The sequence below is a fragment of the Mesorhizobium sp. M7A.F.Ca.CA.002.15.2.1 genome, from assembly GCF_003998715.1.
Lineage (GTDB): Bacteria > Pseudomonadota > Alphaproteobacteria > Rhizobiales > Rhizobiaceae > Mesorhizobium > Mesorhizobium ciceri.
The window spans coordinates 1-22,186 of record NZ_RZPI01000005.1; the positions used below are offsets into that span (position 1 = coordinate 1).

The 22,186-nt window shown below is 59.6% G+C and carries 17 protein-coding genes and 1 riboswitch; of the genes, 10 read left to right on the forward strand and 7 right to left on the reverse strand.

Going from position 1 to position 22,186, the window contains the following annotated elements; translation table 11 throughout:
• From ENZ74_RS00755 to ENZ74_RS00785, 7 genes are all read left to right on the forward strand, one after another.
• On the forward strand, positions 1-890 hold an 890-nt coding region (locus tag ENZ74_RS00755; protein ID WP_127312638.1), incomplete at its 5' end, for a DUF3320 domain-containing protein.
• A 71-nt stretch (positions 891-961) separates the two neighbouring features.
• Positions 962-2,221: a DNA repair exonuclease gene (locus ENZ74_RS00760; protein ID WP_063169423.1), complete on the forward strand. Its 1,260-nt coding sequence runs from the start codon at positions 962-964 to the stop codon at positions 2,219-2,221.
• Positions 2,218-5,691: an AAA family ATPase gene (locus ENZ74_RS00765; protein ID WP_063169422.1), complete on the forward strand. Its 3,474-nt coding sequence runs from the start codon at positions 2,218-2,220 to the stop codon at positions 5,689-5,691. The genes ENZ74_RS00760 and ENZ74_RS00765 overlap by 4 nt, the downstream gene beginning before the upstream one ends.
• Positions 5,692-6,014: 323 nt before the next feature.
• Positions 6,015-7,181, forward strand: a complete 1,167-nt coding sequence (locus ENZ74_RS00770; protein WP_063169421.1) for an ABC-three component system protein — start codon at positions 6,015-6,017, stop codon at positions 7,179-7,181.
• Positions 7,178-7,690, forward strand: a complete 513-nt coding sequence (locus ENZ74_RS00775; protein WP_063169420.1) for a three component ABC system middle component — start codon at positions 7,178-7,180, stop codon at positions 7,688-7,690. Before ENZ74_RS00770 ends, ENZ74_RS00775 begins: the two co-directional genes overlap by 4 nt.
• A complete protein-coding gene (locus tag ENZ74_RS00780) occupies positions 7,691-9,664 on the forward strand; it encodes a DUF3732 domain-containing protein (protein ID WP_063169419.1) in 1,974 nt (657 codons plus the stop codon). It abuts the gene before it with no gap.
• 24 nt (positions 9,665-9,688) lie between these two features.
• Positions 9,689-10,255, forward strand: coding sequence for a hypothetical protein (locus ENZ74_RS00785; protein WP_063169418.1), 567 nt, complete (start codon positions 9,689-9,691; stop codon positions 10,253-10,255).
• 905 nt (positions 10,256-11,160) lie between these two features.
• Here the strand turns inward: ENZ74_RS00785 and ENZ74_RS00790 are convergent.
• The 7 genes from ENZ74_RS00790 to ENZ74_RS00825 all read right to left on the reverse strand — a co-directional run bounded on the left by ENZ74_RS00790 (position 11,161) and on the right by ENZ74_RS00825 (position 17,144).
• Positions 11,161-11,976, reverse strand: coding sequence for a hydroxymethylpyrimidine/phosphomethylpyrimidine kinase (locus ENZ74_RS00790; protein WP_063169417.1), 816 nt, complete (start codon positions 11,974-11,976; stop codon positions 11,161-11,163).
• Positions 11,967-12,572 carry a thiamine phosphate synthase gene (locus ENZ74_RS00795; RefSeq protein ID WP_063169416.1) on the reverse strand — a complete coding sequence of 202 codons (606 nt, stop codon included), beginning with the start codon at positions 12,570-12,572 and terminating at the stop codon, positions 11,967-11,969. The genes ENZ74_RS00790 and ENZ74_RS00795 overlap by 10 nt, the downstream gene beginning before the upstream one ends.
• Positions 12,569-13,342, reverse strand: coding sequence for a thiazole synthase (locus ENZ74_RS00800; RefSeq protein WP_024504259.1), 774 nt, complete (start codon positions 13,340-13,342; stop codon positions 12,569-12,571). The genes ENZ74_RS00795 and ENZ74_RS00800 overlap by 4 nt, the downstream gene beginning before the upstream one ends.
• Before the next feature lies 1 nt (position 13,343).
• Positions 13,344-13,541 carry a sulfur carrier protein ThiS gene (gene thiS / locus ENZ74_RS00805; protein WP_024504260.1) on the reverse strand — a complete coding sequence of 66 codons (198 nt, stop codon included), beginning with the start codon at positions 13,539-13,541 and terminating at the stop codon, positions 13,344-13,346.
• Positions 13,510-14,511, reverse strand: a complete 1,002-nt coding sequence (thiO, locus tag ENZ74_RS00810; RefSeq protein WP_063169415.1) for a glycine oxidase ThiO — start codon at positions 14,509-14,511, stop codon at positions 13,510-13,512. Before thiO ends, thiS begins: the two co-directional genes overlap by 32 nt.
• The gene (gene thiC / locus ENZ74_RS00815) at positions 14,508-16,343 is read right to left on the reverse strand and encodes a phosphomethylpyrimidine synthase ThiC (RefSeq protein ID WP_063169414.1); all 1,836 of its coding nucleotides are present in this window, start codon (positions 16,341-16,343) and stop codon (positions 14,508-14,510) included. The genes thiO and thiC overlap by 4 nt, the downstream gene beginning before the upstream one ends.
• Before the next feature lie 103 nt (positions 16,344-16,446).
• Positions 16,447-16,563, reverse strand: a riboswitch (TPP riboswitch).
• A 317-nt stretch (positions 16,564-16,880) separates the two neighbouring features.
• A complete protein-coding gene (locus ENZ74_RS00825) occupies positions 16,881-17,144 on the reverse strand; it encodes a hypothetical protein (RefSeq protein WP_082826710.1) in 264 nt (87 codons plus the stop codon).
• Between the two features lie 491 nt (positions 17,145-17,635).
• Between ENZ74_RS00825 and ENZ74_RS00830 the strand changes: the two genes are divergently transcribed.
• The 3 genes from ENZ74_RS00830 to ENZ74_RS00840 are packed head-to-tail and all read left to right on the forward strand — an operon-like array spanning position 17,636 to position 22,094.
• Complete coding sequence (locus ENZ74_RS00830) at positions 17,636-18,973, forward strand: metallophosphoesterase (RefSeq protein ID WP_063169413.1); 1,338 nt, start codon at positions 17,636-17,638, stop codon at positions 18,971-18,973.
• Between the two features lie 2 nt (positions 18,974-18,975).
• A complete protein-coding gene (locus ENZ74_RS00835) occupies positions 18,976-21,042 on the forward strand; it encodes a hypothetical protein (protein WP_063169412.1) in 2,067 nt (688 codons plus the stop codon).
• Positions 21,039-22,094 (forward strand): hypothetical protein, encoded by a 1,056-nt coding sequence (locus tag ENZ74_RS00840; protein WP_063169411.1) that lies wholly within the window; start codon positions 21,039-21,041, stop codon positions 22,092-22,094. Before ENZ74_RS00835 ends, ENZ74_RS00840 begins: the two co-directional genes overlap by 4 nt.
• The last annotated feature ends 92 nt before the right edge of the window (positions 22,095-22,186 follow it).

The following is a 22,186-nucleotide window of genomic DNA, read 5'->3' on the forward strand; positions in this document are numbered from 1 at the left end:
GCTATATTCTTGGCATCGAATGCGATGGCGCAGAATATCACTCATCTCGCTCGGCCAGAGATCGAGACCGGCTTCGGCAGTCGGTTCTGGAAGACCATGGTTGGATCATCCATCGCATCTGGAGCGCTGACTGGTTCCAACGGCCTCGTGAGCAGCTGGAGCGAACCATACTAGCGATTGAGGCCGCCAGAAAAGAACTCGATGAGCGGGCCGAATTGGGGGTCCAGAGAAATCGAGCTGTAGCCGTGCAGGTTGTTACGGTCGACCGAGGCAACGTGACGGAAATCGGTCTCGAAAGCACAAACGGATCCGAGACACCCAATCGAGCCTACGAAGAGGCCGAACTAAAGCGACCGGGATCGTTCGAACTCCACGAGACGCCCAGCGGAATCATGGCCGGACTGGTCGAGCAGGTCGTGGCTACAGAAACGCCAATCCATGTCGACGAAATAGTTTCGCGTATTCGGGACGCCTGGGGTCTGCAGCGGGCCGGTGGCAGGATTCAGGATGCAATCGAGCGGGGGGTAAGCATAGCACAGAGAGGTGGTTCAGTAGCCCGTCGAGGCAACTTCTGCTTCAAGCCAGGTGTTCCTGTTCGTCTCAGGGATCGCAGTGGGGTCGTGTCCGCTGGATTGCGCAAGCCCGAAATGATTGCGCAGGACGAGGTCGCCCAAGGCGCTATGGAAGTCGTGAAATCCAACCTCGGTGCGACAGAGGAAGAAATCGCCACAGGCGTTGCCAGGATGCTGGGCTTCAAAGCCACAAGCGCACAATTAAGGCAGCTGATTTCAGCTGGGGTCGCCGATTTGGTTGCCAAAGGAGTGTTACGGTCCCAAGACGGCTTGTTGGTGGCCGGCGAATCCGCGAGCGAGAAATTAGCTGAAGTGTAACGGGGCGCTGCAGCGCCCTCGTTGCAATTTCTGTCGAAGCTCGGAACACCTCTTTTGCTGGCGGAGGCCGAATGGCATTTCGATTCGTACACACGGCCGATATTCATCTCGACTCGCCGCTTCGTTCGCTGGCGATGCGAAATCCCGATCTTGCCGGGCTGGTGGGCGACGCCAGCCGCCAGGCATTCGTTTCGATAGTGGATCTCTGCCTTGAGGAACGTGTGGCCGCGTTGGTCATTGCTGGCGACCTATACGATGGCGACCAGACTTCAATGAAGACAGCGCGGTTCTTGGGCGCGCAGATGACACGCCTGCACCAGGCCGGCATCATGGTTTTCAAGATCCGCGGTAATCATGACGCCCTGTCGCGGATTTCCAAACAGCTGGTATTTCCCGACACCGTTACCATCTTTGGTGGTCGTGCTCAGTCGGTATTGCAGACAGCCGGCGGTCTGGACGTCGTATTCCATGGTTTGAGCTTTGCGAACCCTAAGGCGCCGGACAGCCTGTTAACCAAATATCCGGCGGCTCGTGAAGGGGCCGTCAACATAGGCATCATGCATACCAGTCTGGCTGGATCGCCAGGTCACGACGTTTACGCGCCCTGCAGCATCGCTGACTTGCACGCCCACGGTTTCGACTATTGGGCCCTCGGCCACATCCATGCTCGCCAAGTCCATCCTGGCGCCAGTGCCGTGGTGATGCCGGGAATACCGCAGGGGAGGGATATCAACGAGGCCGGTGAGAAATCAGTCACCCTGGTGACGGTGCGCCACGACCGTTCGGTGGAGATCGAGGAACGGCTGACCAGCGTTGCGCAGTTCGAACGGGTGAGCGTCGACCTTACCGGAGCGGTGGAGTGGCCCGAGGCCGTCGCGCGTGTTCGCTTCGCACTCGAAGAGATGCGGGCAACCGTCCGATCGCGTCATGCTGTGGCTCGCATTGGCCTGACAGGAACGTCACCACTGATGTGGGCGCTGATCCGCGACAGGGACCTCCTTCTTGCCGAAGCCGAACAGGCTGCGGAACAGCTAGGCCATACGTGGGTGGAGAAGCTCGAGCTTGACCTCGCGCCGCCTCGGACGGAGACCGCCGAGGATATTGCTGATCCGATTTTCGAACTCGAGCAATCAATGCGTGCCGATGCCACCTCGGAGGCCTTCCGCGCTGAGGCGAGGGCGTTCGTCCAAAAGATGGTCGCCGACCTTCCGGCCGACGGGCGGGATTTTGCTGGGACGGACGAAGCCGGGCTGGAACAGTTCCTCGATCAGGTGCTTTCCAAGGGCGCGGACTTGGTGACTGCCCGCCTTAAGGCCGGTGGATCGTCATGAGGTTGCGGCGCCTTGACCTCATTCGTTATGGAAAGTTCACCGATCGTTCGATCGACTTCGGACCCAAACCGGAATCCGGACCTGATCTGCATATCGTGTTTGGCCTGAATGAGGCCGGCAAATCGACTGCGCTTTCGGCCTATCTAGACTTGCTGTTCGGCATCGAGGAACGGAGCCGCTACAACTTCCTGCACGAGTACAGTGCCATGCGCATCGGCGGGGTGCTGGAACTGGCCGGCTCCGAACACACGTTCACGCGTACGAAACAGCGCAGTAATTCGCTATTGAATGCGACGGGCCAACCGGTAAGCGAGGTGGCGATCACGGCGCATCTCGCCGGTCTGTCGCGCGACGCCTACACGACGATGTTCTCACTCGATGACGAGACGTTGGAAGCCGGCGGAAAATCTATCCTGGAGTCGCGGGGCGACCTCGGCAAGCTTCTGTTCACGGCCAGCGCCGGTCTTGGGAACGCAAGTGATACGTTGAACGCCCTCGAGGCCGAAGCAGACGCTCTGTATCGGAAGCAGGCGCATGGAACCGAACTGGCGCTGTTGAAGAAGCGCCTTGTTGACGTAAAGTCGCGCAGGGATGCGATCGACACCCTTGCATCAACCTACGAGGGCCTGGAGGCCGAACGTCTCGATGCAGCGCAGCAGTACGGCCGAACCATCAGCGATCGGGCGGTGCTGGTGGCCAGGCTGGATACCTTTGCTCGTTACGTGCGTGCTGCGCCGATGCTGGCGGATATCCGGCGCAAGATTGCCCGGCTGGATCAGCTGCCGGACATCGCCTCCCCAGCCCGGACATCGACGGGAAGTGTCACCGAACTGATCGATGACGATGCCAGCCTCAGAACGCGGCTGTCCGCAAACATCGACGAGACCGAGCGCCTGGCGGAAAAAGTCACTGCGGTCGACGAGGACGAACCGATCCTGTCGATTTCCGAACGCATTCGCGGGCTGGCGGAGAGCAAGGTGCGCCATACCGCGGCTGGCTTTGACTTGCCCACTCGCAGGATGGAGCTGCAAATCCTCAACAACAGCGTGGCGAGCTGCCTTGCCGCCTTGGGCCGATCTTCCGAGGCGGATCCTGGCGCGCTGCTTCTGCCTGCCGTCACCGTTGGCGTCGTTCGCGCCATGGTCGAGCAGAGGTCCGGGATTGCTACCGGGATGCGTGCCGCTCGCGACGAAGCCGCGGCGGCACTCGATGCGCTGCAGGTGGCAAGGCAGCGGGTCGGCGAGGAAAGGGCGGTGCCCGAACCTGCCAGGGCAAGGCTGGGCTCGGCTTTGTCGAAAGCGCGAGCAAGCGGACACCAGGCAGAGATTAGGACGGCTCGCGAGGCGGAAGATGCGGGAACAATCCGATGGAAGGCGGCGCTCGCGCGCTTGCGTCCATGGAACGGAGATGCCCTCGCTCTCGCCAACGTCGCGGTTCCGAGCGCCGGGCAGATTGCCGCCTGGAAGACGGTAGCGTCAGAACTGGCAAGGAACACCGCCGTACTTGCCGAACGCCTTGCTGAATACGAGGGCAACCATGCCATGCTCGCCGCACGATTGGATGCCCTTCGTGCCTCGGGCGACATTGTCGACGATGAAGCGGCTACCGCCATCCGCCGAGTTCGCGATGATGCGTGGGCAACGCACCGCGCAGCGCTGACCGGTGACACCGCTGACGACTTCGCCGTGGCATTGGCGCGCGATGACATTGCCAGCGCAGGCCGGCTGGCCGGCGCGGCGGATCTGGCTGAGATCCGGGCAACTACGCGCGAGCTGGCCGAGGCCGCGGCCAACCTGTCACGCAACGGCATCCAACGCACACAGCTCGGCAAGGATGTGGATACCCAATTGTTGGAAATCCGCGCGGCCGCCAGGGACCTGCTCGGAGACGCCGTGGAACCTTCGTCTGAGCGCCTGATCGAAAGGATCGAGGATCAGATCGAGGCGCGCAGCGATGCGCTCGCTGCCTGGGAGCAGATCGAACTTGCTCGCTTGAAGGCCGAGCGAGCCGCTGACGCCGGCGAGCAGATACGCTTGGAAATGAGAGCAGTGCTGGGAAGCGTCGGCATTGTATCAGAGTCCAACGACACCCTCGAAGCAATCATGGCCATCGCGGAGCCGTTTCTGGATCGGCAGCGCAAGGTGGACGCCGAGTATGCCGAGGCGCTCAGAATGGTGAGCTCCAAAGAAGAGGATCTAGCGGCACGACGGGTTGCAGTAGGTGTGGCGGAGCGTCGCGAGGAGGAATGGCTGGCCGGCATTACCGAAGCACTCAAGGGAACTTGGCTCGAAAGCGGGCTCTCCGCATCCGGCGTCGGCACTGTGCTCGATCAATTGGCCGAACTTTCAAGAAGCCTGCAGGAACGGGACGACCTGCAGCTGCGTATCGACAAGATGGAGGCCGACAGGGCCAATTTTCTGGTCGAGGTCATCGCCGTTGCGGTTGAAGCCGACGAGCCGACGAAGGATACCGACCCGGAGCAGTTGGCCATCCGCCTTGCCGAGCGCCTAGAGCGTGCCGAGCGGACACGTGAAACGAAGGCAAGCCTCGGCAACGACCTGAAGCGCCTCAAGGAGGCGCGCGACATCCTCGACACTGAGATTTTGGCACACGAACGCCGCAAGAACGAGGTGCTGGGCGTCTTTGGTGTCGCCACTCTGCCCGAGGTAGTCGAACGCGATGAGCTGTTGCGTGAGCGCGATGGCTTGCGCACCACCGTCGCCGAACTTGAGGAACGGATAGTGGCGGAGCTCGCGGTCGACGGATTCGAGCAGGCCCGCTCGATCCTGGACGCGATCGATTTCGACGGCCTCGCGGTCGAGAAGGCTGAGGGTGAGCAGCGGCTTCGCCTGTTCGATGAAACCATCCAGCAACAGCTGATCCGGCAGACGCGCGCGGCCGACAAGCTGGACGCCATCGGCGGTGATAGTGCGGTTGCACGCCTGGATGCTGAACGGCGCACAACCCTGCTGGAAATCGAGGAGAAGGCCGTTCGCTACATAGAGCTGAAGCTTGGCATCATGTCGGCTGGCAATGCTTTGCGGATCTACCGTGAGAGCCATCGCTCCGGCATGATGGCGCGCGCATCAGACGCGTTCAAGCTAATGACGCGTGGCCAGTATTCGGGGCTGACAACCCAGCCTGTAAGAGGTGGTGAGGTTCTCATTGCTGTGCAGGGTGACGGGCAATCCAAGGTCACCGAAGCGCTTTCAAAGGGTGCACGATTTCAGCTGTACCTTGCCCTAAGACTCGCCGGTTATTACGAGTTCGCGCAATTTCGGCCCTCGGTCCCATTCGTCGCCGACGACATCATGGAGACGTTCGACCATATTCGCTCGGAGGAGGTTTTCAGGCTGTTCGGAGCGATGGCAAACACAGGTCAGGTCATCTACCTGACGCACCATAAGCATCTATGTGAAATAGCTGAGGCTGTCGTACCGGGAACGAGGATCCATCAACTCGCACAGTAATTTTCTCCGGAATACGTGAACGAACCAGTGAAGGACGCCGAATTTGACGGCAAGTATGCGCCCAAAGTCAGACGTTCCGGCAAACTTCGCGTTCGTCCAAAAGCGGACATATCGCCCGAGCCATAGACGGCCCCGATGTGCCCATAATGGACGTCCTGCAAATTCATTGTCCTGCCGAATCTGGACTTCGAGAGCTGGCCCTAAACAGCAATTGTATCGCGCCTAGCCGTCCTATCGCCGGGGCGCCAATTGTAAACAACGGCGAACTATACCAATATCGTTACTGGCTTCTTCCGGTGCGACTCGGGAGAACGGGATGGGCAATGAACGCGAAGACGCAAACGGGAAAACACAGCGCCGCTGGCCAATACCTCGGCTATGCGCTTCAACCTGTACGCCTTTGCTTTCACCTGCTCAACGCGCCTAGCGGCGCCTTGGTCTCTCTTGAACATTTAGACGATGTGGCGGTTCACCTGGTCGGCGGCGAAGTCGTTCTTGAGCAAAGCAAGAGCGCACTGAAGCAAAATCCGATATCCGACTGGGCTGCGGACCTGTGGAAGTCTCTGGCCAACTGGCTCAGCTTCATGGCGGCGGGAGAGATCGACCCGGCGACCAGCCATTTCCGGCTATATGTCACACCGGTGAAGGCGGGTGCCTTCGCGATCGCGCTGAACGACGCGAAAACAGATGCCGACGTGGAGGCGCTGGTCGCTAACCTCGCCAAAGCCCACAGCAAGCTGAAAGCTGCACCGGCATGCGACGCCGACGTCCAAGCTTTCCTGAACGCTGATGCGGCTCATTGCGCCGCCTTGGTCAAGAATCTCGCCGTTATCAGCGTCGATGCAGATCCCGTCGATCCGATACGCGCGATCTTCAAGCCGACGGTCTCTCCGCTCATCATCGACCTAGTGTGCGAACGCGCGATCGGCGCTGCGAAGGAGGCGGCGGACAGGCTGATTAGAGCTGGCAAGCCCGCCATCTTGGACGTGGACGCGTTTCAGGCCGAGCAAAGAGCATTTGTTCAGAAGAACAACCTTCCAGGGCTGCTGTCGTCTTTCACCAAGCAACCGCCTGTCGAGGCCATCGAACAATTGATCGCCGACCGTCCCGCCTTCGTCCGCCAACTCGAGCTGATCGAGGTGGGAGACGAAGCGTGCGTCCGGGCTGTTAGCGATTACCTTAGGACGCTCGCCGACATCTCGATCTGGGGCGAAAGCGGGCTAATCTTTGAGAAGAACCTAAGTGACTGGGACGATGATCTTGTCGGTCGCTATGAGCACGTCAGTGCAGAGGTGCACGACATACAGGCCGGACACCCCGCAACGGTTCGTGGTAGAATAGTTTACAGGCGCTGCGCGCAGTTGCAGCCTCCACTCGATGGTCGAGTCGTCCCCGGTCATTTCGTCCACGGATCATTCAACGCCCTTGCCCACGGCCTGCGCCTCGGCTGGCATCCCGACTACCAGACTCTTTTGGAGCCAGCGACTTGATTGAGGCTGGCCGATCGCACCTACCGCTCAGCGACCTCGCCCTTGTCCAGAATCCAGGACTTGGGGCTTTCGCATTGTGGCAATTTGGCCAAGGTTTCCAGGCTGAGGACGAACGTCCAGCGCCGTTCGCCTTGGCGTTTCTCGTGCTGCCAATCGTCCTGCATCGCGCAACGCTCGAAATCGTGACTTCGACAAACCGACCCTCTGGACTGGCGCTCTTCGCGGCCAAGCTCGGGAAGGAACGGGAACAACTCCTCGCCGTCCACGAGCGAGCGCTGCTGCTGCGTACTCTGACATTGCAATCGGCCGCTGTCGGTGTGAGCGGGCGGCTGCTGTCCGTGGATTACAAGGATGCTACTTTAAGAGCAAACGTACCAGAACCGAAACCGAGGAGGCTCGTCCTTCCAGAGCGCGTCAAGCACCTCGGACCTGCCTCGGAGAAATTGGGTTTCTGGTTTTCGAACCTGGGGACCGCGCAGGTGGCCAACCTGTTACGGGTGGAGTTCTAGATGTATTTCCAGCTTCGAAAACTGATCCTTTGGCCCCGCAATGGTGCAGCGCCGCGGGTCGTCAAGTTCGAGCCCGGTGTCGTCAACGTCATCAGCGGCGCGTCGAAGACCGGGAAGTCCGCCGTTATCCCTATTGTTGATTACTGTCTGGGCTCGGAGAAATGCGCGATTCCGGTGGGCGTAATCCGCGAGAACTGCAGCTGGTTCGGCATTCTGATCGAGACGCTGGAGGGCGAAAAGCTCTTGGCGCGACGCGAACCGGGGGACCAACAGAGCACAGGCGACATGGTGCTGCTGGAGGGCGCACAGGTCGAAATTCCGGAGACGATCACCGACAAGACCACCAATGTCGACACGGTCAAGCGCGCGATGAACCGCCTGGCAGGACTGACTGACCTCGACTTCGAACCAGGTACAGAGAATGGATTCAAGCAAAGGCCAAGCTTCCGCGACCTCATGGCCTTCACGTTCCAACCTCAGAACGTGATCGCCAATCCCGACGTGATGTTTTTCAAGGCCGATACGACGGAACACCGGGAGAAGCTAAAGACCATCTTCCCGTACGTTCTGGGCGCGGTCACGGCAAAGATTCTCCAGGCGCGGTTTGAGATCGATCGGCTCCAGCGCAACCTCCGCCGGAAGGAGGCTGAGCTACGCGCGATCGTGTCGGCAACTGGCGCTTGGCGGGCGGAGGCGGAGGCGTGGCTGCGTCAGGCAGTCGAACTTGGCCTAGTCGATTCCTCCACTGAAGTGCCGAAGGACTGGAGTGACGTTGTTGACCTGCTTCGGCGCGTGTCGAACAGCAACTCAAGTCTTGCTCGACCAAGCCTGGCCGGCATCGATGTGGTGCTGACGCGTCTGGAAACCCTTCGTGCGTCGGAAACTGAAATCGCCGCGCGACTTACCGAGCATCGTCAGCGCCTGAACGAACTGCGCCGTCTGGTGGAGAGCAGCGAGGCGTACGGCGACGCCATGCGCATCCAACGTGACCGCTTGGACCTTTCCACGTGGCTGAGGGACTTGGCCGACGAGTTCGCCGATCCGTTGGTCGCACTCGGGGACGGCGGCCGCGAGAAGGTCTTGGCCCTTTGCGACAACCTCGGCGGTCTGGAGATCCGACTGCGGACCCACCCTGCGATGTCTAACACGCTTGACAAGGAAATCCTGCGCCAGCGCGGCGCCGCTGAAGCGGTCCTATCTGAGTTGAACGATGTCCGTAGCGAGATAGCGGTGCTGGAACGGGACTCTGACGTCGCCCGAGACGAGGCCAATCGCTTCGATAGGCTTGAGCGCTTCCTCGGTCGATTGGAGCAGGCGTTGCACGTCTACGACCGCGCCGACCAGTCGTCGGATTTGCGGCAGGAACTCACCTCGCTGCAGGCCGATATTGCAACGCTGCAAAAGACGATCTCCGAGGCCGACATCCAGCGCAAGCTATTCAACGCGTTGCACCAAGTCTCCCATCATGCCAATCGGCTGATTCCGCAGCTTGACGCGGAGTGGCCCGAGGCCCCGATTAGGCTGTTGATTGAAGACCTGACCGTCAAGGTGACTAGGGGAACGCGTGAGGACTACCTGTGGGAGATTGGCAGCGGCGCCAATTGGCTCGCGTATCACGTCGCACTAATGCTTGCGCTGCAGCACTACTTCCTGGCCGAACCTCATCACCCAGTCCCTGGTCAGCTGATCTTCGACCAACCTAGCCAAGTCTATTTTCCTAAGCGGGCGGCGGGCGACGAGGGCCCCGACCTCATCGCGTGGAGGGATCAGGACGTGGTCGCCGTCAGGAAGGTCTTTGCGCTCCTAGGCGCTGAGGTCATGGCCGCGAAAGGTCGCCTCCAGATCATCGTGCTGGATCATGCAGATGAGGACGTCTGGGGCAAGCTTCCCGGAGTCAAGTTGATTGAGGAATGGCGTGGACAGGCCCTCGTGCCTCAGGCTTGGATTGCCGCCGCATCTTCCAACGGTGGATAATAATCTGCTGCCAGAGGAGAAGGCATGGCGAACGTGGACGAGATCAACCGTCTGACGGCCCTTGGCTTGAACGTCATCACAGCCATGGATGTCGCGGAAGGAAAACTAGACGAAGCCTTCGAGGTCGCCCGCGCTCAGGAGAAACGCAAGGTCGACATCTGGTGCAAAGGAAGAAAGAACATTCCGGTTGCACTGACTGCGATATGGGACTGCGATCCTGCAAACTTCTATCTCGCGTTCGACGGCGATGATCCCAGCGACCACGCTTCGACGGATTTCATTCTTATCGACGCTGATGTCACTGACGTTGGCGGCAGGCTTACCTACGCCGCCAGCAGGGACAAGGGTCCTTGGCATCAACGTTACAAGAGCAAGAGCTGTGGGATCGCCTACCGATGGCTGCATGGCCGCGGTGTCACACCGCCTTTGCTCGGCGAGTACCAAGGCCAAGTTCACATCGTAGGAGGCATGCACCGCTTCCATCTTGCCAAGCACTATGGGACGACGCGCATGCCATTCCTCGTCCGGAGGGCCGAACTAGCCGCAGTAATGGCGTTGATCCCCTCGGCGACCGACACCGCCAACTCGTAATGGCGGGGACTGCAGAAAAGAAGCGAATGAGTTGCGAACTTACCGGGATCACTCCCCGAAAGCTGACCGACGGCTTCCGGCCCCGTTGCGGCCATTCTTACTCCCGCACTTTGGCTTTTCCAGCGCTAAACCGGCCTTGGGCGATGAATGGAAACGGTCAGATGTTCCCGGTCTGTGCTCGAAAAGTCGCATAAAAGGGCAGACTGGTGTGACGTCCGGAATTATTGGGCCTTTCACGGGTTTACCGGTCCCGAATTATCGGTTGCTGGCGGGCGGGCTATGCGATTGAAAACAGGAGAGTTTTCTGGCTAAGGGTGGGGTTTCAGACTGAGTTTACCAATGCCCTTAATGACGATTAATTCTGGATTGGCATCAGGTGATTGGGTTTGCGCAGAATATAGCCGCCCTTATTGGTAAACCCGCTCACGGTCGACAACGGATTGGTCAACCTAGGACGACAGGATTGGTAAACCGGAGCCGCCCTATCGACGAAGGTCTAGCTTGGCGCATTCACTGTCGCCGGTAGGCAGATATTCGGGCGACAATCGGGACCAGCGTGCGACGCCGCCAAGCGTGAGACACGTCGGCTACGCCGCAAATCGACACGGTTTGACCGGGCGCAATACCGCACCGATCTTCTAATCTCGGCTTAATTCCGGAGAGAGGCAGATAATTCCGGACGCCACACTGATTGGTAACCTAAGGCCACCCACCACGCGGATTGGTAGCCCACAGGAATAGGTTTGGTAACCCTTATCGAGTGAGGGCCGCTCGTACCTTTCGGCGGGTTCGTTTCAGTTCTAAGCCCGGCTTAATTCTGGACAACGACAGATAATTCTGGACGGCACAGTGGAACTCAACGCGTTGTAAGGATGGCATAGAGAAGCAGTAGCCCTCCAGTCTCGCTACTGGAAAAATTCTGGAAAATGGGTCTGCTTGGCTGGACGCAGAACGTTGTGATTATTCAGCCGGCATTTCTGAAGCTTCTCGAACACAAACAGCTTGCCTTCGCGCACGCTATCTTCGAGCGACTTCGCCTTCGCCAGATGCGCCGCAATCGCGCTGGCCAGCATGCAACCTGTTCCGCGCATCGATATAGCAAGGCGCGGCGTGTCGAAGTGGATGGGTTCATGATCGGAGCGTAACAGAATATCGGCCGATCGGGGACCCGACGCGTGCCCACCCTTGATCAGCAGGGCCTGAGGGCCGACGGCCTGCAGTCTTTGTCCTTGTTGGAGCGCACCGTCCTCATCCGAAGCCGGTTCGGAACCAGTAAGGAGCGCCAGTTCAGGAAGGTTGGGCGTGACAATGCAGCAAAGCGGCATCAAATCGCGCTTCATGGCAGCGATAGCGCCTGCTTCCAGAAGTGCGCGGCCTGAGGTGGAGGCCAGCACAGGGTCGAGTACTGCCGGCACTTGCGGAAATTTGCGCAGCACTGCGGCAACGGCAACAATGATCTTGGCAGTCGCCAGCATGCCGATCTTGATTGTGGCTACGTCGTTGGCCTGTAGCGCGGCACACATCTGATTGGCCACCATGCTGGGTGGCGAATGATGGATTTCGATCACGGCGTCGTGCGTTTGCACCGTTAGCGCTGTGACGGCGAGACAGGTGCGCACGCCAACGGCAGAGATCGTCTCGATGTCGCGTGCTATTCCAGCACCCCCGCTGGAATCTGATCCGCCAACGACAAGCACATGCGGTTCTCGTCTCATCGCCATCGGTCCGTCTTTTCGATCCATTCTCGCGTGCGCGCTTCGGGGTCGAAGCTCAACGTGATGTCCGTGACCACTGCGGCGCTGTTGGCGCCGGCCTCAAAGACGCCGTCGAGGCGGTCGGGGTTGAGGCCGCCGATGGCGACCAATGGGATCGGCGCCACCCGCCGCTTCCACTCGCTGATCCGCTCTAGCCCTTGCGGTGCCCACTTCATTTTCTTCAAAGTGGTGGGATAGATCGGACCGAGCGCGACATAGTCGGGCTCGGCAAACATGGCCGTTTCCAGCTCGACATGATCATGCGTGCTCAATCCGAGCCTGACGCCCGCTGCCCGTATCCTCGAGAGGTCGGCCGTTTGCAAATCCTCCTGGCCCAGATGCACGAAATCGCAGCCTTCCTCGATTGCCAGGCGCCAATAATCATTGATGATGAGCTGGCTTTTGTGTTGGACACACCAGGCCTTCGACTTGCGGATCTCCGCGCGCAGCCCGGTTTCATCCATGGTTTTGATGCGAAGCTGAATCAGCTTGACGCCGAGCGGCGCCAACCTTTCGATCCAGGCGGCGCTGTCGACGATCAGGTAGAAGGGATCGAGCTTCATGAAAAAACGGCCCTGCCGACCATCGGTGTCGATGGCACGGCGACGTCGCGCGGTTCGAGCATTCCCGAACTGAACGCCTCACGACCGGCGTCGACCGCCTTACCGAAAGCACGCGCCATGCCGACCGGATCTGCCGCCTTGGCGACCGCTGTGTTCAGGAGCACGGCGTCAAAGCCGAGTTCCATGACGGTGGCCGCGTGCGACGGCCGTCCGAGCCCCGCATCCACAATCAGCGGGACGCCAGGGAAATATCCGCGCATCGAGCGCAGCGCCGTCATGTTGACCGGTCCCAAGGCGGAACCGATCGGTGCGCACCACGGCATCAGGACCTTGCAGCCCGCTTCCAGCAGCCGCTCGGCGACAACGAGATCGTCGGTGGTATAGGGGAATACCGCAAAGCCGTCCTCGCACAGGATGCGGGCGGCTTCAACCAGACCGAACACATCCGGCTGTAGCGTGTCGTGATTGCCGATCACTTCGAGCTTGATCCAGTTGGTGCCGAAGACCTCGCGCGCCATTTTCGCGGTGGTGACGGCTTCCTTGACGGAGAGGCAGCCGGCGGTATTGGGCAGGGTTCTGGCGCCCAGCGAGCGGATCAACGACCAGAATTGTTCGCCGGCCCTACCGCCCGCCATCTCACGCCGCAACGAGACGGTCACCACCGACGTGCCCGATGCCTTGACTGCATCGGCAAGGATGGCCGGCGAAGGATACTGAGCCGTGCCGAGAAGCAGGCGCGACGAAAGCTCGGTTCCATAAAGCTCCAACATGCTAGCCGCCCTGCATGGGCGAGAGGATTTCGATCCGGTCGCCGTCGCTCAACTGGAACTCCGCGCGGTTGGCTTTGTGCACGAGGTCGCTGTTGACGGCGGTGGCGAGCCAATCGCCCTCATAGTCGAGCGCGGCAAGCAACTCGGCCAGCGTGGTGGCGGCAATCTCACGCGCCTCGCCGTTGACCATCAGTTTCATGAGCATGCTCCTTGGTTCTGTCTTGACTGAAAACCAGGTCGGCAGCCTGGCGCGCCATGGCGGGGGCGAGGAGAAAACCGTGACGATAAAGACCGTTGATCGCGATGATCTCACCGTCTGTTTCGACGCGTGGCAAATTGTCGGGAAATGCCGGACGGACACCCACACCGGTTTCAACGATCTCGGCCTCACCAAAGGCCGGATGGAGGGCATGGGCGGCGCCCAGCAGCTCCATCATGGAACGCGCCGTCACCGGTCCGGCGCTCTGGCTTTCAATCATCGTCGCTCCGATCATGAAACGGTGATCGGTGCGCGGCACGGCATAAAGCGGAAAGCGTGGATGAAGCAAACGGACCGGCCGCGACAGCGAGACATCAGGCGTGCGAAGGATCAGCATTTCGCCGCGAACACCGCGCAGCCTGTCATCGGCCGCTGCCATTCCCATGCAGTCTATCTGACGGGCGAATCCCGAAACAGGCCGGGCGTCGCAGCCGAAGTGGAATTTGACACCCATGGTCGCAAGCTTGTCATGAAGTGCCGCCATCGCCGGGCGTGGGTCGAGGTGAGCCTCGTCGGGGAAGAGCAATCCACGCCGGAAGCGGCCGGCGAGGTCGGGTTCCAGGAGCGCAATTTCGTTTTCATCGACGCGCCGATGCCCTGACGTGCGACTGGCGAACCGGTCAAGCTCACCGGCATCACGCGGCGCGGCCACGACCAATGTCCCGGCCCGTGTCACCTGACCCGACAGCACCGCATCCCACCAGTCGGCAGCATCGCGTCCGAGATCCAGCACCGGCTGCTCCGCGCTTTCGCGCTCGCACCATGGCGCCAGCATGCCGCCGGCGAACCACGACGCGTTGCCACCAAGGCCATGCCGCATCTCGGCGACGGTGACCGTCGCGCCGCGGGCGGCGAGTTCGAAAGCGACGGTGAGGCCGGCAACGCCGGCCCCTTTGACGAGCACCCTCATGATGGTTTGGGAGCCTCTGGCACGACCGGTACGCCAGTCTCGTCCGCCTGCATGTAGAGATCGCCGCCCTCCCGGTATTTTGCCGCCATTGCCGCCATGCCTTCCTTCTGGGCCTCGGCACGGATGTCGTGGGAAATGCGCATGGAGCAGAATTTCGGCCCGCACATCGAACAAAAATGTGCCAGCTTGTGCGCCTCCTTGGGCAAGGTCTGGTCGTGGAAGGACCGTGCGGTTTCGGGGTCGAGCGACAGGTTGAACTGGTCCTCCCAGCGGAACTCGAAGCGCGCGCGCGAAAGGGCATCATCCCTGGTTTTCGCTGCCGGATGGCCCTTCGCCAGATCGGCTGCATGGGCGGCTATCTTGTAGGTGATCACGCCAATCTTGACGTCGTTGCGGTCGGGAAGGCCGAGATGCTCTTTCGGCGTGACGTAGCAAAGCATTGCGGTGCCGAACCAGCCTATCATGGCGGCACCTATCCCTGAGGTGATGTGGTCATAGCCCGGCGCGATGTCGGTCGTCAGCGGCCCCAACGTGTAGAACGGCGCCTCACCGCACACTGCGAGCTGCTTGTCCATGTTCTGCTTGATCTTGTGCATGGGGACATGGCCCGGGCCTTCGATCATCACCTGGCAGTCCTTTGCCCAGGCAATCTTGGTGAGTTCTCCAAGTGTTTCCAGTTCGGCGAATTGCGCCGCGTCGTTCGCATCGGCGATTGAACCGGGACGAAGGCCGTCGCCGAGCGAGAAGGAGACGTCATAGGCTCTGGCGATGTCGCAGATCTCCTCGAAATGCTCGTAGAGGAAGCTCTCCCGGTGATGGTGCAGGCACCATTTGGCCATGATCGAGCCGCCGCGCGAGACGATGCCCGTGACCCGGTCGACGGTCAGCGGGATGTAGTGCAGCCGCACGCCGGCGTGGATGGTGAAATAGTCGACGCCTTGCTCGGCCTGCTCGATCAGCGTGTCGCGGTAGACCTCCCAGTTCAGATCCTCGGCGATGCCGTTGACCTTTTCCAGCGCCTGATAGAGCGGCACCGTACCGATCGGCACCGGCGCATTGCGCACGATCCAGTCGCGGATGTTGTGGATGTTGCGGCCGGTCGACAGGTCCATCACCGTGTCCGCGCCCCAGCGGATAGCCCAGACCATTTTTTCGACCTCTTCGGCCATCGACGATGTGACAGCCGAGTTACCGATGTTGGCGTTGATCTTGACCAGAAAATTGCGACCGATGATCATCGGCTCGCTCTCGGGATGATTGATGTTGGCGGGAATGATTGCGCGCCCGCGCGCCACCTCGTCGCGCACGAATTCGGGTGTGACGAAATCTGGGATCGCCGCGCCGAAGGCTTCGCCGTCGCGTTGCAGCTTGCCGCGCATCACCTCGCGGCCGAGATTCTCGCGGATGGCTACGAACTCCATTTCTGGCGTGATGATGCCGGCGCGCGCATAGGCAAGTTGGGTCACCGCCTTGCCCTGCTTGGCCTTGAGCGGCCGATTGCGTATCGGAAATTCCGGTGTCAGGCGCTCGCCGGTGGCGAATCCATTGTCTTCCGGCCGGACGTGGCGGCCGTCATAGGCTTCGACATCGCCACGCGCCGTGACCCATTCGTGGCGAAGCCGGGCAAGGCCTTTTTCGATGCTGGTTTCGACTGATGGATCGGTGTAGGGGCCGGACGGATCGTAGACGGTGACGGGCGGTTCGCCGGCCGTCGGATGGACGGAAATCTCGCGCATCGGCACCCTGATCTGCGGGTAGAGGACGCCGGGCTTGTGGATTTTCCGCGAGGCGGGCAGTGGTCCCGTCGATACGGCGGGGGTGAGGGCATTCATCGTGAGGCTCCTTTGCTCATGCATTGGAGACCCAGTTCTGTGCCGGAAGGATGAAAAGACGCTTCTGTAGACCTGCTGCAACAGGACCTCGGGCGTAAACTCCCGCAAAGCGCTTGCACCGTCCCTACGCCAGTATGAACTGGATCAGGTTCAACGGGTCACTGCGCCGCGAAAGCCAGCAGTATCTCAGCCCCTTGCCGGGACTCCCCTGGTGAATGCCTTAGGTTGAACGGGCTGACGCTATCTTGTCAAGCGCATTCGGGCGCCTTCGGCCGGTGGCGACGACCGGCGGCCAGCCGGGCGGAGAGCTCGCGCATGCATCGGGGACAAGTCACGCCCCGTAGACCGGGGCTGAATGGCCAAAGCCTCATTCGCTTCGTGAAGGATGGAGAAACTGTATTGGCCATGTGCGCGTATCGACCAAGTAGCTCAGGCGGTCACGGATGTGGTTATTCTGGTCGAAGGTGACGAACGGCCTTGGGGGTCACCTCCTTTAGGATTCAGAGGTTGGAAGACGGCTTCTCGCGATCACGGCCATCAGGAAATACCTGTCTTCGGCTCAACCTCGACATGGCGTCCGATCGACCGCAGATATACAGCTATCTCGTTCATGAGATGATCGCGTTCGCCGTAGATTTCAGCAATCCTACGCAGCTGTGGCTCGACGGCCCTCCGTTGCGCTGGCGTGAAATCAGCATCGCCAAAGACGTATCCCAAGTTGCCAATCGCGCAAATTTTGCAGCCGGCGTCCACAACTGCTTGTACGAATGCCGGAATGTCTTTTTCTTGCATGGTCTTCATGTCGAACCTCTCGTGAATGGCGTGCTTGCGCCCCAATCTGCCTTTTCAGCGTGTCCTCTGGGCGGCGCAAGCCCTGAGCGTGACTGTGCACGGGCAACCTCGACTATCCCATCTGCCACGCTCTTTAGAATCGGTGGGGTCTGGTGATCGCAGGCTGGGCCACTCAAAAGCCTGCAAGAAGAAAGTCATGGCGACCATTGCTCAAGATCGCAAGGGTGCGTGCAAGACCTTCCGTTGGCAGTCATGCACGCTCGCTCAGAGATAGTCCGGCCGCGGAAATTCTCCCTTATTCGTAAGAAAGCTCATTGAGCAACTGGGCATTGAGCAACTGGGTCTCACGTCACGGGTCTCGTGTGCTTCACAGCCGAAAAATAGCCGCCGTGGCAATTCTCGAAAAGTGCAGGCTACCTCGTTAAGGACACTGCGGATGATCGTTCGCGCTTGGCAAAAGCGAACGGATTAGTCTATGGCTCTCGGCAGGGGGGCGAGTTATGCGGCGGGTGCGAATCCTTCAAGTAGGCGATATTCACTATCCGGACTGGCATCCTTCCTCTAGCAACATCGATGCCAAGGATAGCAAGTTCGCTCCGAAAATAACGCAGAAGCTACGCGCGTCTTCGCTGCGTGCCGTCTTGACGAAACTTCGGCGGCTGACGACTTCGAAGCCCTTGGATTCGATCGCCTTCATGGGGGATTTCACGAGCCGTGGCGACAAGACCTTCATTGCTTCGGCATTCCAGCATTTCACGTTGCTCTGCCGCGCACAGGGACGCAGTTCAAAGGCGCTTCCGTTGATATTCGTACCGGGAAATCACGATGTGAACCGTGATGACGCGCGCGAACTTGGACCGACTGAGAAATTCAGCGAAATGGCGAGTTTAGCCGCCCGCTTGGGTTGGCAGACCGTTCCCGTGGACCAACCCGTGCACTTCAGACTTCCGACAGGATCCGCAGGCGCAAACTTCATCCTCGTCAACACAGCGATAGGCAGTTGGGAGCTTCAAAACCTTCCCGCGTTCCTTCGTGATCGTCTCGAGGCACTCAGTCCTTCTACAGAGCCTCTAGATCTCGGCTCGCCGGACATCTCGGGACATTCGCCCGCGACACCTCCCAGCGATCCAGACAAGGAGGCGTCCGACGACGAGTATTACGGTCAGATGGACACGCCATACATCTCGCGTGAGATGCTTGCAGGCCTACAGGAATTGCTCCAGCAGCCCGACATGCGTTACGGCATCATAATCGGCCATCACAATCTGCTGCCACAAAAGACTCCGCGCATTACGCCATACGCGGAGATGCTCAACAGCGGATTTGTCAGAACTCAGCTGCTGCAGGGCAACAAGCCTATCGTCTACCTGCATGGACACATACATGCTGATCCGGTCGAGATCGTCAACGATCCAAGGTTTCCGGACGGCAAATTGATCTGCATCTCAGCACCAGAGATACAGTCAGGTTTCAATGAGCTCGTCTTCTTCACGACCGATCAGGGAGAGCTCGTCGGCATCCGACTTATACCCTACCGCACCAATGTCGCCGACGGGACGGTCATGGAAGGCGAACATTGCTTTATTTCGACCATGTCCAACGGCAAGGCCTTTCTGAACAACGACACGTTTGACCTGCTGCGCCGACTGCGCGACCATGCCACCAGGCGCGGGAATGGGTTACTCTTCTGGGACGAGATCACTGAGATTGCTGCCTCCGCCGAGCTCGGGCTAGATCTGGAAGACTCTCTTCTGATGCTCCAAGCGGCGCGCTTCATCGAGATAGACGGCCTCACCAAGGCAAACTCGGCTTGGCGCATTAAGGTAAGGGACGAATAGCGATGGAGAATCCGTTCGGCCCCAACAGGATCGAGTACGAAAGCCGCCCGATACTGTGGTTCAGTCAGAAGTCGGCGTTGATTTCTGCCGCCGCCAAGCCGGTCTTCGTCGCAGGGACGAGAGGCAGCGGCAAGACCAGCATTCTTCGCTCGCTTTCCACAGTCCATATTCTTGAAGACAAAAGTCTCTCGGACCAAGTCGGCAAGCTCGCTTGGTATGGCGTCTTCTTCCAGCTCAATGAGACATTCTCGCCCCTAATCGACAACGCCGTTCTGAACCTCATTCCGGAGCGGATACGCTTCGACACGGCCGCCGTGATCCCGCGGCAATTCGTAATCTTCTCTCACTATCTGGAGCTGAAGATAGTCGAACGCCTGCTCGAGAGCATCGGCCAGCTCAGACGCGACGGCCACTTGAAATACCGGGCCTCCGAAGATAGGGACGTCGCCCTGGCACTGCATCGCGAAGTGCTGCACTTCATACCCCAACCTGCCCGTCTCGACTTCTTCAGCATCGATGAGCTGCGGGGTGGGATAACCCGGTACGTCGACGAATGCTTCAACGCGTTCTTCTTTGCCGCCGATGCCGGAGCGACCGGCTTCAGAGCAACAGACCCTGGCGCGATCATTAACAAGGTCGCGACCGCGATCACTCCACTTTTAAATGGCCCATCTTTCGCCGGTGACAGGGCGCCCTTCTTCAAGATACTGATTGACGACTGTGAAGCACTGACACCGCTCCAACAGCAGTTCCTGAACACCTTGGTGAGAAAGACGCGCGGCAACGTGAAATGGGTCCTCGCCTACATCGGCGGCCTCTACGACACGATCCGGACGATCATACCCGGCCAGTCGCTCTCGAATGCTGACCGGGACGTCGAGAATCTTGATTCAGTCGATCCGAGGGAGTTCGCCACGCTGTGCGAGAACGTGTCGTCGCTTCGGCTGTACTATGCGCTTCCTGACCATCTGCGGAGTGATCTCGAGCGCAACGATGCGCTCAGCGCGTTTTCGCTCAAAAACCGGCTGGGGCGGCTTTCCGTCAATGACATCATCGAGCGGGTTATCATATCGGGTCATTCCGAGGGCAGAGAAGAGCTTGTGGCACTTGCTGATGCAGCACGTGAATTCCTCTCCGTGAATTTGAGGACGGCGGATCAGCAGCAATTCCTTCTTGATCGAAAAGCGCGCCCTTATGCCGAAGGGCTGGCGCTCGCGCTCATGAACCCGGAAATTAAGCGCCGGCCCATGAGCAAGGCGGATGCTTCAAATCTGAAGAGGTCGATCGCCCGGAAACAGGGATGGGCTTTTCTGAAAGCGTGCCAGATGCTGCGTCTGCATGACTACCCGTACGTAGGGCACCAGATCATCACATCATTGAGCGACGTCTGTATACGCGATTTCCTTGATATAATGGGAGAGATCTTCCGCCGCAGTGTTCCGAGTTCCAGTGATCCACGAAAACTGGTGGAATTCATCAACTCGGATTTACAGATTCATCTCGAACAGCAGAGACAGGCTGTGAACGCCGCCTCTCAACGGAAGCTTGATGGACTTCAGGCGCTTTCACATCCGTACGAAGAAGAGAGCGTGCGCATGGTGCGGGCGTTGGGTTACCTGACCGCTCGCCTCCAGACAGAGTTTGCCGAAGAAAATGCTCTAGGAACGACAGAGAGAGGCATTTTCAGGGTTGATCTAAAGGAAATGCGCTCGCTGGTGAACCGACTGGAGCAACCCAGCGGAAAACTGGACGAGGTCCTGCGTCGGGCGGAAAGGGATGGGTTTATCCGGGAGGTCTCCGCCGCCGGCAACTTTGAGGTGGACCGCGCCGACCCCGCATCGAAGGAGATGATGATCAGATTGCATCGGCGATTTGCACCTTACTTCGGGTTCTCCTATCGCGGCCCGTACGAAATCAACACAATCCCTGCGGCGCGGATGGTCGACCTGCTTTTTACCAGGCATCGGCTCCCAGAAGACTGGGCCGACTCGGTGTTTAAGGAGCTCGTCGCGCGGCCCGCACTCAAGACCGAATTCCAGCACTCGCTTTTCGAGAGCGATCTCGAATGACCGCTTCAACTGTCGAGTATCGAGTCTTCGGCCATCTGGCCGTCACCGAGAAGGCGAGAGATGCAGGTACCTGCGAAACGATGGAGGCAGATATCGCGATCGTCGCGCTTGGATGGGAAACGCGTTTCGCCGCGTTCGAAAACCATCTTGACCTGAAGGTCGGCAAGATCGTGGTTCTGGACTTTGCTCTGAAGGAAGCGAACGTCCCAGCCGTCGAAGAAAACCGGCGAAAGCTCATCGCTATGGGTACCCGATGGGGCGTCGAAGTGACTGTGATCACCCTCGAGCCTTCCATCGAGTATCAGAAGAACATCAATCTCCTCGATCACCTGCTCACTCAGATGGCCGCTTCATGTGGCTCATACGAAGGAAGCCTGCGGAAGGTTTTCGTCGAGTGCTCGACGATGCCGCGAATCTACATCCAATGGCTGATTGCGGTGGCATTCAAGAAAATGTCGATTCAGTCTCTCGAATTCGGGTACGCCGAAGGTATCTACGGGAACGCGATCGGCAAAGAGGATTTTTCCAGCGGCTTGGACCGATACGTCACCGTCCCTCATCTTCAAGGCAGCGGAGGAATGGGCGAAGAGAAAGTCCTGCTCGTGGGGATCGGAGGAGATGCCGACGTATTCTACGGATTGATCGATATCGTCAGTCCGGAACGGATCTCGCTCCTCGTCCCAAGAAGCGACAAGAATGCGCATATCGATGCTTTGCTCGATCAACAGGTGGCCAAGGTACGTGAAACCCACCGGCTCGAAGATGGCGAAGTTCGCGACATCCAGGCTTTCGGGCTGATGGCCCACCTCGATGCTTTCGAGACGTATCTCGACGGGTTCGGCTCGCGTGCGGTGGTGAACGTTTTTGTCAGCGGCCCGAAGGTTCAGGCCATCGCTGCTGCCGTGCTCGCCTGCTCCGACAGCCGCGTCCATCTCAAGGCAAGAATTCCCACCTCCTATGCCCATCGTGAAGTCTCAGCGAATGGGCGGTATCATATCTATAGGCTGATTGACCTGACATCCCCTGCCTGCAGCCTTCCCGGGACGTTCTGACACTATCTTGCATTCGAGTAGCATCATGGTCCCAGTAGCCGTTCCGCCAAGCCTTCAGCGCATGTTCGTGTCGCCCGATCCGGTCGATGGGG

What these genes read in the sequence shown, in the direction of transcription:
- ENZ74_RS00760 (WP_063169423.1), top strand. Translation starts at nt 962, where the DNA reads ATGGCATTTCGATTCGTACACACGGCCGATATTCATCTCGACTCGCCG.
- ENZ74_RS00765 (WP_063169422.1), top strand. Translation starts at nt 2,218, where the DNA reads ATGAGGTTGCGGCGCCTTGACCTCATTCGTTATGGAAAGTTCACCGAT.
- ENZ74_RS00770 (WP_063169421.1), top strand. Translation starts at nt 6,015, where the DNA reads ATGAACGCGAAGACGCAAACGGGAAAACACAGCGCCGCTGGCCAATAC.
- ENZ74_RS00780 (WP_063169419.1), top strand. Translation starts at nt 7,691, where the DNA reads ATGTATTTCCAGCTTCGAAAACTGATCCTTTGGCCCCGCAATGGTGCA.
- ENZ74_RS00785 (WP_063169418.1), top strand. Translation starts at nt 9,689, where the DNA reads ATGGCGAACGTGGACGAGATCAACCGTCTGACGGCCCTTGGCTTGAAC.
- ENZ74_RS00790 (WP_063169417.1), bottom strand. Translation starts at nt 11,976, where the DNA reads ATGGCGATGAGACGAGAACCGCATGTGCTTGTCGTTGGCGGATCAGAT.
- ENZ74_RS00795 (WP_063169416.1), bottom strand. Translation starts at nt 12,572, where the DNA reads ATGAAGCTCGATCCCTTCTACCTGATCGTCGACAGCGCCGCCTGGATC.
- ENZ74_RS00800 (WP_024504259.1), bottom strand. Translation starts at nt 13,342, where the DNA reads ATGTTGGAGCTTTATGGAACCGAGCTTTCGTCGCGCCTGCTTCTCGGC.
- thiS (WP_024504260.1), bottom strand. Translation starts at nt 13,541, where the DNA reads ATGAAACTGATGGTCAACGGCGAGGCGCGTGAGATTGCCGCCACCACG.
- thiO (WP_063169415.1), bottom strand. Translation starts at nt 14,511, where the DNA reads ATGAGGGTGCTCGTCAAAGGGGCCGGCGTTGCCGGCCTCACCGTCGCT.
- thiC (WP_063169414.1), bottom strand. Translation starts at nt 16,343, where the DNA reads ATGAATGCCCTCACCCCCGCCGTATCGACGGGACCACTGCCCGCCTCG.
- ENZ74_RS00825 (WP_082826710.1), bottom strand. Translation starts at nt 17,144, where the DNA reads ATGAAGACCATGCAAGAAAAAGACATTCCGGCATTCGTACAAGCAGTT.
- ENZ74_RS00830 (WP_063169413.1), top strand. Translation starts at nt 17,636, where the DNA reads ATGCGGCGGGTGCGAATCCTTCAAGTAGGCGATATTCACTATCCGGAC.
- ENZ74_RS00835 (WP_063169412.1), top strand. Translation starts at nt 18,976, where the DNA reads ATGGAGAATCCGTTCGGCCCCAACAGGATCGAGTACGAAAGCCGCCCG.
- ENZ74_RS00840 (WP_063169411.1), top strand. Translation starts at nt 21,039, where the DNA reads ATGACCGCTTCAACTGTCGAGTATCGAGTCTTCGGCCATCTGGCCGTC.